Genomic DNA, 12,077 nt, shown 5'->3' with positions numbered 1-12,077 from the left:
TGCTGTGCTGTGCTGTGCTGTGCTGTGCTGTGCTGTGCTGTGCTGTGCTGTGCTGTGCTGTGCTGTGCTGTGCTGTGAGATCATGGCCGACGGGCACCACGCGATCAATCCATCAATACTACACAAGCTAGACCATACCGCCCGCAACCTGCGCATGATGATACTCGCCCCAATGCTCTCCGTCCTAGTCCTGCACAAAAAAGCACCCCGGGCGGGTCTCCCGGGGTGCTTCGTCAGGGGGCTGAGATCTGCGAGTTAGCGCACGACGAACTCCGCATGCAGCGCCCCTGCAGCCTTGAGGCTTTTCAGGATGTCGATCATGTCGCGCGGGGATACACCCAGTGCATTCAGACCAGCCACTACCTCAGACAAAGAGGTCGTCTCGCGGACTTCGGCGAGTTGTATTCCCTCTTCTTCCTCCAATGCGGCACCGGTGCGCGGCACTACCACGGTTTCACCATCGGCAAAGGGGTTGGGCTGAGAAACCAGCGGCGCTTCTTCTACACGCAGTGTCAGGTTGCCCTGGGCCACGGCTACATGAGAGATACGCACGTCGCTGCCCATGACAATGGTGCCAGAACTTTGATCCACCACGACACGCGCCTTGCGCTGCGGCTCTACCAACACGTTCTCCATGCGGCCAACCGCATGGGCGGTCGAACGTGCGTTGGTGCGCTGGATATTGACCTCAACCGTACCGGAATCACGCATCACTGCAACATTGCGACCAAACTCGCTATTGATTGCACTTTCGATGCGGCCTGCAGTCGTGAAATCCGGCTCTCGCAAGGCCAACCGCATGGAATCGAGCGAAGACAGGTCAAAATCGATCTCTCGCTCGACCCGCGCGCCCGACGGGATGACGCCGGACGTCGGCACGCCCTTTGTCACGGTTGCGGCCTCACCTTCGGCCACCGCACCGCCGGCTAGGATCGTGCCCTGCGCCACTGCATAAATTTGCCCATCGGCTGCGTTGAGTGGCGTCATGATCAATGTCCCGCCCAAAAGGCTGCTGGAATCACCGATCGCAGACACCGTCGCATCAATCGTTCCGCCCACCCGCGCGAAGGGCGGCAGGGACGCTGTTACAAACACGGCCGCCACGTTTTTGGGTCGGAACTGCTCGCCACTCACGTTGACGCCGAGGCGTTCGAGGATATTCGTCATGATCTCTTCGGTGAATGGTGAATTGCGCAAACCATCCCCGGTACCATTCAGACCAACCACGAGGCCATAGCCCACCAGATCGTTGCCTCGGACCCCGTCAAATTCGACTAGGTCCTTGAGGCGGATTGCATTGGCCTGCGCCAGAGTCGGCAGCAACAGACATGTCATCAGGATATGAAGGAGTTTGCGCATCACATGTAGTTCAACAGGTTAAGTTGCGAGGACCGCACGGTAATCGAGTAGAGCGCTTCCAGCTGGAACTGGACCTCCTCAACGCGACTGGCGGTTTCAGCAGGATCGGCCAGGATCAGATCATTGAGGGTCGTGGCCATGGATGTGAAAGCGGCGGTATTGCGGGTCTGTGTTTCCTCGATCCGCGCCTGAATGAAGCCAAGATCGGACTGCACATCCGTCAGGCTGGTCTGCGCATTCATCAGTTCAGTGCCAGCCCGCGCCACCAGAGCCGAAGATTCCACCGTGGACAGATGGCCAAGATAATCCTGACTGCCCAGCGCCCCAAGTGCGAAGCTTTTCATGGCCTGTTTCAGACGCTCATCGTCGGCACGAAGGGCAAAGTTGACTTCTTCATTTACGCCGATCCGCACGGCGCTCATGTTGTCGGTCGAACCGTTATACATGATCGCATCGAACCCCGCAGGATCCGCGAACCAGTCCTGCACCGCCTGGACGATATCATCCTCGTCCGTCAGCGCGCCGACTTCAGCAACCAGTGCTGTCATCATGGTGTCCGCACTTTCCAGCGGCGATGTGCTGGTGTCGGTACCGGCAAACAGGCTTCGTCCGGACAGCTGACCATTCAAATTAGAGATCGCCTCCTTCAGATAGGTCATCGATTGAGAGGCCAGCTCCTGCGCGGTGGTGTCATTGGCCGTACTGGACAACGAAAGGATATCCGCACCGAGGTTCAACGCATTGTCATTGATCCGTTCGAGGTAGTCCTGCGCAGTAGAAGAAAATAGCGCGGCCTCTTGCGCTGCGACCTTGTAACTGTCCATTTTCGAAATTGAACGCTCGAGATCCGCAACAAACCCCAGATCACCGCCAAGGCGTGCCGGCAGGTTCGACGAAACGCCCGTACTCATTTCCTGGGTCAGCGTGTCCAGGGTCTTGTTCAATTCTACCGAACGACCGCGCAGAAACAGAAACTGCGCCATATCACCAAAAGATTGCACATTCATAGCTTAGAGCCTCATCAGTTCCTGCATCATTTCATCGATCGCCTGGATCATCCGGGCGTTCGCGGCATAGACCGTTTCGACCATCATCAGCGTTTGAAGTTCCGAGTCGGTATCAACGCCCTGCTCCAATTCGCGAGCCTGGATGTCGGAATAGATGGCCGACGAGAAAGCCAGTTGCTGCTCCGCCCAAGTGTTTTCCTGGGTGAAATTGGTCATCAGGTTCGCAGCGATCGAATAAGCGCTGTAGTCACCAGACCCCAACCCGGGCGACGAGATCGTATTTGTTGCATCCAGTGCGGCGCCGTAGTTGTTGAGGATCGTTGTATCCCCACGATTGCCGATCACTGCCGCATTCAGACCGTCACGCAAGCGCCAGGTTTCTGCATCACCACTCATGGCGATGACGCTGTTGATCTCTATCCGATTGGCGATACCCAATTCGTTCGTATTGTCATAGTAGGCCGCGTTATCGGTAAATATGCCCGGGTCTGTGGCACCAAGCGTGGGATCCACAGTCGGATCCTGGAAACGCTCAATCAGATCGCCCGCCATTGTGTCCAGATCGTTCTGCGCCTGTACCGCAGCAACATCCCGAACATGGAATTGCGCCGCGAGACTGCCGCCACCGATTTTGCCGTCGATGGATGTATCGATGGACCTGCCATCAATCTCCAGACCTGACAGCTGCCCATTGCCGATGGACATGTAAGGCGTGACCAGAGACGTCTTATTGAAGGAGAACTCAGCGACAGAGCCACCGTCGATCAGCTTGATACCTGACGTGGTGTAAAGAGCAGTCTGATTGTTATCCCGCTGATACACCTGCACCGGGATGACCTCGTTGATGGAGTCAATCAGGTTATCACGCCGATCTTGAAGGCCAGACGGATCCTGGCCGCGGATCTCCGCAGCAAGAATTTTCTTGTTGATCTCGTTGAGGTTCTCAAGGTCCGTTTCCAGACCATTGACTAGAGCGTTGATGGAACCTTCGGCCTTGTTTCTCAAGGTCGCAACACCATCCGCCGCATCCCGAATGGACATCGCCAGTTCTTCAGCCTGCATCGACAGATCATTGAGACGCGCGTCCGAGTCCGGCAAGGAGGTCGCCTCGATCAGGGCGGTCTCCATATCCGTCAGTCGTTGCGCAACCGAGTAGGCATCATTCACTGTCCCTACCCGATCGGAAACCTGTGCATAGAAGCTGGAGGTGACCGAGTTGGAAGCGTGAGTTGCCTCTGCCAACCGTACGCTCTTTTGAATAGCAGGGTCGATCATGCGCTGCACCGACCCGATGCTCACGCCGCCGGCTGCACCGTTCGAGCTGAGATTCAAAGTGCGGCGATAGTACCCTTCAGTCAGGGCGTTCGCGAGATTGTCTGACACCACCGACGTCGACCTGCTGGCCGCCGTGATACCGGTCATCGCGCTATTAAGGGCGGTCGAAAGAGACATCCCAGATCACCTTCTGTGATTACATATTATCATTTGAAAGCGCTGATTTTATCAGCGCTTAATGTTTGTGGTTTCCTGCAGCATCTCATCGACGGTCTGAATGACCTTCGCGTTGGAGGAATAGGCGCGCTGTGTTTGAATCATAGAGGTCAATTCAGTCGCGACATCGGTTGCCGACTCTTCCTGGCGGTACGCAGCCACGGTTCCAGTCGGTCCGGTGCCCGCATCCCAAAGGTAGAACGCACCACTGTCAGGCGACGGCATGAAAGTCTGACTGTCGAGAGACCTCATCCCGTTTGCGTTCGGCATGTCAGCAAGAGGAATTTGATAGACAACACGGCTGCTGCCATTTTCGTAAAGAGCATGCACAAGCCCGCCCTCATCGACCTCAACACCGGCAAAGCTGGCAGCCTCATAGCCGTCCTTCTCAATGGTAGCAGCAGAGAATGCGCTCGAGAGCTGGGTCATCACACCGATTTCAACCTCGATCGGCCCGCTGTCGGTGGTCACGATGATGGTACCGGAAGCGGGATCATACGCACCGCCGGTGGTCGTGGCGACAGTGTCGAGCGTGCCCTTGCCGGTTGCGGAGTCGTCAAATGTCAGAGTGTATTGCCCGACAACTGTACCCGTCGCACCATCGGTGAGGGTCATTGACCATTCGTTGTCGTTCACACCCGTTGGCGTGTAAACGATATCCAGATCCTGCTGACCGCCCAGGTTGTCGAAGTACTGAATGGTATTCTCTTCAGCATCACCCGCAGCCCCGGTCACTGCGCTCTCAGCTGGCAAATTGACGCCAAGGCTCACCGCTGTCGTCGGCGCTGCGCTCAACTGTGAAGTATCGAATTTGATCGCCTCAAGCGGATCATCGGTGTCACGAGCAACGGTGGGAATTGAGCCATCCGCATCAGCTGGCCAACCCAAGAGCACAAGCCCAGACGACGTCGTCAGATAGCCTTCCTCATTGGTCCGAAAGGAACCGGAAGTGGTCAAGAGCATGTTCGGATCACCGCCCGCTTCCACCTCAGCGAGGCTTGCGACGGGGATAAAACCTTTTCCGTCAACAGCAAGGTCGGTGGAGTTGTTGGTGGAGATCAGGGAACTGCGCTCGTCAATCATGCGCGTGTTGCCGACAGAGACCCCACCCGCGGCGTAGGTGCCGCCGGACTGCGAGATGACCATCGATTCAAATGAGGTCACTACGCGCTTGTAGCCGGCGGTCGAGGAATTCGCGATATTATCTGAAATGGCCGCCAGGCGGCTGGAGTTCGCGGCAAGCCCGGCTACGCCAGCATTCAGCGAAGAGGAAATGGTCATTAGATACGCCTTTCTGCTGCATCTTGAGTTTTTTCTCGCTGTCAGGATTAGCGCGCTTGTACTTAACGCGCGGCTAACAGATAAAATCCTATCTATCTGCTAGCCGCTTTTGCCTTTGTTTTATGGGCGATTACTTCCGCAGAAGGGTGATGCTGATGCGATTGTTCCGCGCAGCCATCGGATTCTGGGAGGCAAGGTCGCGATCTGCGTAGCCGGTCACGCGGGAGATTCGCTTGGATTTCATACCGCCCGTCTCCAGCAGCTCCCGGGTCGCATTGGCACGGGCGTGAGAGAGGGCCCAGACCGGGTTGTTGGCGATGACCACAGGGGTCGAGGCCACATGCCCACCGATCGCCACGTCATTCTCGACCGCAGCCGTAACCCGAGCCACCATCCGCAGCAGATCGCGCATCATTACGTTCGGACGTTCCGTACCGGTTTCGAACAGCTTGGCATCGTCGGTCTCAAAGAGTTCGATGATCAAACCTTCATCTGTCACTCGGGTCACGATATGGCGCGCCATATCAATGCTGACCATGCTTTCGCCCCCGCGTCCCATCAGCTCTTCTTCGATTTTGCGGAAGCTCGCCTCTTCGGCCTCGTCATTCTGCTGGCTGTCGGCGACACCGGAGTCACCCTGCGCCCGAGACGCATCTGTCGGATTTTCCTTCGTCGCGCCAATGCCGTTCTGAGGTTTCACATCCTCAGTGAACATGGTGTCGCCCTGAAAGGCGCCATTACCACCGCCGGATACGCGGCTCAGCGGAATGGACGGTGAAAAATAGTCCGCCAAACCCTTGCGTTGTTTTTCCGTTGTCGCGTTCAAAAGCCACATGAGAAGAAAGAACGCCATCATCGCCGTAACGAAGTCGGCATAGGCCACTTTCCATGCGCCGCCGTGGTGACCATCGCCACCGACAACCTTTTTCCGCTTGATAATAATAGGAGCTACGTTGCTCTGAGCAGTCATGTTCCCACCACCTTTTCTGTTCACCCAAAACCGGGATACAGAGGGGTTCCTTAACCAGGTCTTAACAGATAAAATTGGCCCCAGTAACACACCTAAACGTATGGTTTCCAAGGCAAAATTGAGGCCATCCTGGCTTTTCGAGGGAAGACTTGTGGCAGGCTGCGGGCGGTAATGTGGCCCCTTTGCGGCGGGAGCCGAGGCGGGTCAAATTCCCGCCTCCTTTGCCGCCATCACAGCAGCATGTCACCATACGATTCGCGGAGCTTGTTCTTCTGAACCTTGCCGGTTCCACCGAGCGGCAGAGCCTCCACGAACACCACGGCGTCCGGGACCTGCCACGAGGCGACCCTGCCATCATAGTGTTTAAGAAGCTCTACCTCCGTAAGCGTATCATCAGATTTTACCGCAATCAGTACCGGGCGTTCGTCCCACTTGGGGTGACGGGCCGCGATCGCCGCTGCCTGAGCAACGCCCGGATGCGACATGGCGATGTCCTCCAGCTCCACCGTGGAAATCCATTCACCGCCCGACTTGATGATATCCTTGGAGCGATCCCGAATGATCATATAACCGTCGGCATCGATGGTCGCGACGTCGCCGGTGTCGAACCAACCGTCCTCGGTGAGCGCCGGCTGCTCCTGTCCGAAGTAGGTATCAACGATCCAGTGCCCCCGGATCTGCAACTCCCCCTGCGTCTTGCCATCCTCGGGCAGTGCTGCACCCGTTTCATCGACGATGCGCAGCTCCACGCCAAAGGGCGGACGGCCCTGCCCTTCGCGGATCGCGCCTTTCTCGGCATCGCTCAGCGCGTGGTGCTTTTGCAGGAGTTGATTCAGGGTCCCAAGCGGGCTGGTCTCGGTCATGCCCCAGGCGTGTATCAGTTCCACCCCGTAGGTGTCGCGGAAGGTGGGGATCATCACTGTCGGCAAGGCGGAGCCGCCGACCACCGTGCGTTCCAGGCTCGGAATTGTGCTGCCCGTGGCTTTCAGCGCCTGCAGCAGCCCCATCCAGATCGTCGGCACCCCCAGAGCGATGGTCACCTCCTCGGCATCAATCAGTCTCACCAGGCTTTCGCCATCAAGGTTCGGCCCCGGCAGCACCAGCTTGGCCCCCACCGCGGCGGTGATATAGGGCACCCCCCAGGCATTTACGTGGAACATCGGCACCACCGCCATCACGCTGTCACGCGCCGCCAGCGCCAGCCCATCGGGCTGGTTGCCGCCCAGCGAGTGCAGCACGGTGGAGCGATGGGTATAGAGCACACCCTTCGGATTGCCAGTGGTGCCTGAGGTGTAGCACAGGCTGGAGGGGGCGTTCTCGTCCAGATCAGGCCAGCTATAGTCACCGCTCTCTGCGGCCAGCAGGCCGTCGTAGAACAGCAGCCCGTCGATCTGCGCGGCGGCTTCGGCGTCTTCCGGCCCCATCAGCACCACGTGGCGCAGCTTTGGCAGATGTGCTCTGAGCTGGGCCACGGCAGGGACAAAGGTCGCGTCGATGAACAGCACCTCGTCCTCGGCGTGGTTGATGATGTAGATCAGCTGCTCGGGCTTCAGACGCGGGTTCAGCGTGTGGCAGACATAGCCCGCACCCGCGACACCAAAATAGATCTCCAGGTGACGGCGGTTGTTCCAGGCGATCGTGCCGCAGCGGGTGCCCGGTTTCAGGCCGAGCCTGTCCAGTGCCGCCGCCAGTTTTCGCGCATTGCTGGCGACATTGCCCCAGGTCGTATGCTCGACGCCGCCGGTTGTCTCGACCGAGGCCACGGTGGTGCCGGCATGGTACTTGCCCGCATGTTCGATCAGCGAACTGATGGTCAGCGGTCGCGTCATCATCTTGCCCAGCATGGGGTCTCCTCCTTGTTGTTCTGTGTTGCCTGTTGTGTCAGGGCCCGTCGCGCGCAGGCGCCGGGCGGCCCAGGATCATGTCGGCAGCCTTTTCGGCGATCATGATCGTGGGCGCGTTGGTGTTGCCGCCAATGAGACGCGGCATGACCGAGGCGTCAACCACCCGCAGGTTCCTGAGGCCGCGCACCCGTAGCTCCGGACCGACCACAGCTTGCGCGTCGGTGCCCATCCGGCAGCTGCCCACCGGGTGATAAATAGTGTCGGCGCGGGCGCGGATATGACCTTCCAGCGCGGCGTCATCGGGTTCGGCATCAATGAACAGCTCCTTTGCCAGATAGTCGGCCAGCGGGGCTTGCTCCATGATCCGACGGGTGAGGCGCACGCCCCGCATCAGACCGTCTAGATCGTCGCGCTCTGCCAGAAATTGCGGGTCGATCACCGGAGCCGCCAGCGGATCGGCAGAGGCTAACGATACGCTGCCTCTGGATTTGGGCCGCAACAGGCAGACATGGCAGCTGACGCCATGGCCAAGATGCAGCTTGCGGGCATGATCATCGACGATCGAAATCACAAAATGCAGCTGGACGTCGGGACGATCCAGTTCAGGCATGGTCTTCAAGAACGCCGCTCCTTCGGCGAAAGGCGTGGCGATCATGCTGCGCCCGGTCCGGCGCCATTCCATAACCTCCCGCAGCAGCTTGGCCCCAGCGGCCAGCGAAATACCAAAGTTGTCCTTGTCCCGCGTCTTGTAGGCGAGGGTAAAATCAAGGTGGTCCTGCAGGTTCTGCCCCACGCCGGGAAGGTCGTGCCGGACCTCGATCCCATGCGGTTGCAGATCCTGCGCACGGCCCACACCAGAGAGTTGCAATAGCTGCGGCGAGTTGAACGCACCGCCACAGAGCAGGACCTCACAGCGCGCGCTCACAGTTTTGGTCGTCCTGCCCTGCCTGAATTCGACGCAGGTGGCGGTCTTGTTCTCAAACAGGATTCTTGTGGCCTGCGCCCGGGTCAGCACGGTCAAATTCGGACGTCCCATCACCGGGTGTAGATAGCCCGCCGCCGCCGAGCAGCGCTCCCCGTTGCGGGCGGGATCGTGGAACTGGGTCACCTGGTAGTGGCCTATCCCCTCGTTGTCGCCACGGTTGAAATCTTGCGTCCGGCGGATCTGCAGCGCTTCACCGGCCTGAACAAAAGCCTCGGTGACCAGACGGGGCGCTTTCTGCTGACTGACCTGCAGCGGACCCTGCTCCCCATGCAAGGCATCGTCGCCCAGCTCGTTGTTCTCGGCCCGGCGGAAATAGGGCAGCACATCCTGCCAGCTCCAGCCGGGGCAGCCGAGGTCGGCCCATTCGTCATAGTCCTGCGCATGGCCGCGTACATAGAGCATGGCGTTGATCGCGCTCGACCCGCCCAGCGCCTTGCCCCGGGGCTGATAGCCGCGCCGCCCGTTCAAACCGGCCTGCGGCACGGTCTCAAACCCCCAGTTGTTGATCTTCGGGCGCCCCGGCAGCATGGCGACAACCGCTGCTGGCACCCTTACCAGAAGGCCGTCGCCCTTCCCGCCCGCCTCCAGCAGACAGACCGAGGTTGCGGGATCTTCAGAGAGGCGCGCCGCCAGCACCGATCCTGCAGATCCACCGCCGACAATCACGTAGTCGAACTCCATGACATTCCTCCTCCGCCACGCGGCACACAGCTGCATCTCCCCTGCGCTGATCAGCACGCAGAAGGTGTGCCCTGTCCACTTTTACGGTGCGTCAGGGAACCGAACCCTCCACAACCACTGTTTGGAAAACTTGAAATCCACACAGGGGCGCTTTCCACGTTTGGCTACAATTCCACTGAAAACCATGCCTCCCACTGTCTACGAGAGGTTCACATCAGAACGATAGCTTAACTTATTCTCGATATAAAAATGACATCGAAACTGTACATGAGACTCGCGATGCCCATGAGTATCTCCATCCGTACCGCAATCCTGTCCATCGTCGGACTGGCGGCCCTTATCATGTTTTCCCTGATCGGCCTGTCCTTTTACACACACGATGCGCGCGACGGCCACCAGACTGAAATCGAAAAAATTCAGGAACTGGATGCGACGATCGTGCAGCTGGAACTGGCATTCTTGCAGGCACGCCGAGCGGAAAAGGACTTTCTCCTGCGCTTGGGCGACGCCGATGTCGCGCGGCACGCGGATGTCATTGCACATCTGAACGAGACACTGCTTTCTGCACAAACACAGTTGGGCGAGCTCAATGGGTTGGACCAGTCCGCGGCAGATCTAACGGCTCTTCAAACCGCCGTGACCGCCTATGCGACCAGCTTTGCCGATGTTGTGGAGAGCAACAGGGCGCTCGGCTTTGATGAGACAACCGGACTACAGGGACAATTGCGTAAGGCAGTTCACGAGGTCGAGGAAAGCCTGAAGAATACAAGCTATCCGGAAATGCAGGTAAAGATGCTGATGATGCGCCGGCATGAAAAAGATTTCATAATGCGGCAGAACACAAAATACCTGGACCGGCTAAACGCACGGGTTGACGAATTCCGCAACTTCCCGACCTCCTACTATGATAGCGCGGACCAACAGGCGGAAATCGAGCAGCTCCTGACCCACTATCAGGATAGCTTCAGCGCCTATGTCAAAGAGACCCTCAGCGCAAAACAGCTGACCGAAACATTGTCTGATCGATATGCTGCAGCAGAACCGATCCTTGCCGGGATTTTGCAAAATATACATCAGCGTCGAGAAGAGGTCGTCATCACCTCAAAGGCGGCGCAACAGGTTCTGGTGCAACGCGCGGCGGTCGCAGGTTTGATTGGGCTTGCCATATTCGTGACGCTAGCCTTTACCCTCGCTCAGAAGATTGCGAAGCCCTTGCTGCGCGTGCAAACAGTTCTGGAAAAAATGCTGGCTGGACAATTCGACGAGGAGACCCCTCGATCCGCCATCAGAGAAGTGAAGGCTGTCTGCAAAGCAATCGAGAACTTTCGGAAGGGACAGCAGGAAAAGGACCGTCTTTCTACCGAAATTTCCAAAGTCATAAGCGCCTGTGCGGAAGGGGATTTCTCACTGCGCATTCCGATAGAGGATGACAGCGGGGACTTCGCCGTGCTTGGCCATGGGGTCAACGCGATCGGCGACGTGGTAGAACGAGGTCTTGGCGATGTGCGGTTCACGATCAATGCCCTATCTCAGGGTGACCTGACAGAACGCATGCCGGACAACCACAAAGGCGTGTTCTCGGAAATATCAAGCGCAGTGGACGAATTGAGCCAGACACTTACCGGGGTGATCAAGCAACTTGCCGAAAGCAGCGTCACACTGAACCACACGGCCAACGAAATCGCATCCGCTTCGCTGGATGCCTCCAAACGGGGTGAGGACTCTGCCGCATCTCTGGAGGAGACTTCAGGTGCGATGCAGGTATTGAGCGATGCCGTGAAAGGCACGGCGTCCAATTCAAAGCAAGCGCATGCCTTTGTACAGGACGCACAAAATCGGGTGAACTCCACGCTTGTCGTAGCTGAGGAAACCACCGCCTCGATCAACCGAATTCGCGAGGCTTCCGAGGCCATCAGCAAGATCACCGATATGATCGAGGGCGTGTCGTTCCAGACAAACCTCTTGGCGCTGAATGCGGGTGTCGAAGCCGCACGCGCCGGCGAAGCAGGCGCGGGATTTGCAGTCGTTGCATCTGAAGTGCGAGCTTTGGCGCAGCGCTCTGCCGATGCCACCGAGGAAATCAACCAGTTGATCCGTCATAGTTCCAACGAGGTGACCCAAGGCGTGGAGCTTGTCAGCCGCACCGGCATAGAGCTGAACGCCATCAAGGAAACGGTCACGAACATGGTGACGATGGTGGACCAGATCGCGGCCGCCACTGTGGATCAGTCAAGCAGCCTGACAGAGGTCAATTCCGCAGTGACCCAGCTTGATCAGAGTTCGCAGCAAAACGCTGCCATGCTCGAAGAAACAGCAGCATCAGCACAATTGTTGCGCAACGAAGCCGCAAAACTCGTGGCATCCGTCAAACGCTTCAAGATCGAACAGGATACGCCGCGTTCTGCTGGTGCCGACCAAGGTTGGGATGAGATGCACCGCTCCGACAAGGTCGCCTGAAG

The 12,077-nt window shown here is 58.2% G+C and carries 8 protein-coding genes; 1 reads left to right on the top strand and 7 read right to left on the bottom strand.

Annotated elements, in window-relative coordinates:
- Positions 1–255: 255 nt before the first annotated feature.
- From R0J92_RS19860 to R0J92_RS19830, 7 genes are all read right to left on the bottom strand, one after another.
- The gene (locus R0J92_RS19860; protein WP_106162520.1) at positions 256–1,359 is read right to left on the bottom strand and encodes a flagellar basal body P-ring protein FlgI; all 1,104 of its coding nucleotides are present in this window, start codon (positions 1,357–1,359) and stop codon (positions 256–258) included.
- Entirely contained in the window at positions 1,359–2,366 is a 1,008-nt protein-coding gene (locus R0J92_RS19855; RefSeq protein ID WP_106162519.1) for a flagellin, read from the bottom strand. Before R0J92_RS19855 ends, R0J92_RS19860 begins: the two co-directional genes overlap by 1 nt.
- A gap of 3 nt (positions 2,367–2,369) precedes the next feature.
- Positions 2,370–3,818 (bottom strand): flagellar hook-associated protein FlgK, encoded by a 1,449-nt coding sequence (flgK, locus tag R0J92_RS19850; protein WP_411052878.1) that lies wholly within the window; start codon positions 3,816–3,818, stop codon positions 2,370–2,372.
- 51 nt (positions 3,819–3,869) lie between these two features.
- Positions 3,870–5,138 (bottom strand): flagellar hook protein FlgE, encoded by a 1,269-nt coding sequence (locus R0J92_RS19845; protein WP_411052877.1) that lies wholly within the window; start codon positions 5,136–5,138, stop codon positions 3,870–3,872.
- A gap of 130 nt (positions 5,139–5,268) precedes the next feature.
- Positions 5,269–6,108 (bottom strand): flagellar motor protein MotB, encoded by an 840-nt coding sequence (locus R0J92_RS19840; protein ID WP_106162516.1) that lies wholly within the window; start codon positions 6,106–6,108, stop codon positions 5,269–5,271.
- Between the two features lie 230 nt (positions 6,109–6,338).
- A complete protein-coding gene (locus tag R0J92_RS19835) occupies positions 6,339–7,952 on the bottom strand; it encodes a long-chain-fatty-acid--CoA ligase (protein WP_411052876.1) in 1,614 nt (537 codons plus the stop codon).
- A 37-nt stretch (positions 7,953–7,989) separates the two neighbouring features.
- Positions 7,990–9,618 carry a GMC family oxidoreductase gene (locus R0J92_RS19830; protein ID WP_411052875.1) on the bottom strand — a complete coding sequence of 543 codons (1,629 nt, stop codon included), beginning with the start codon at positions 9,616–9,618 and terminating at the stop codon, positions 7,990–7,992.
- Between the two features lie 285 nt (positions 9,619–9,903).
- Here R0J92_RS19830 and R0J92_RS19825 point away from each other — a divergent pair, with 285 nt between their 5' ends.
- Positions 9,904–12,075 (top strand): methyl-accepting chemotaxis protein, encoded by a 2,172-nt coding sequence (locus R0J92_RS19825; RefSeq protein ID WP_411052874.1) that lies wholly within the window; start codon positions 9,904–9,906, stop codon positions 12,073–12,075.
- The last annotated feature ends 2 nt before the right edge of the window (positions 12,076–12,077 follow it).

The sequence above is a fragment of the Tritonibacter sp. SIMBA_163 genome, from assembly GCF_046535935.1.
Taxonomy (GTDB): domain Bacteria; phylum Pseudomonadota; class Alphaproteobacteria; order Rhodobacterales; family Rhodobacteraceae; genus Epibacterium; species Epibacterium scottomollicae.
This window is presented reverse-complemented; position numbering and strand designations above follow the sequence as displayed.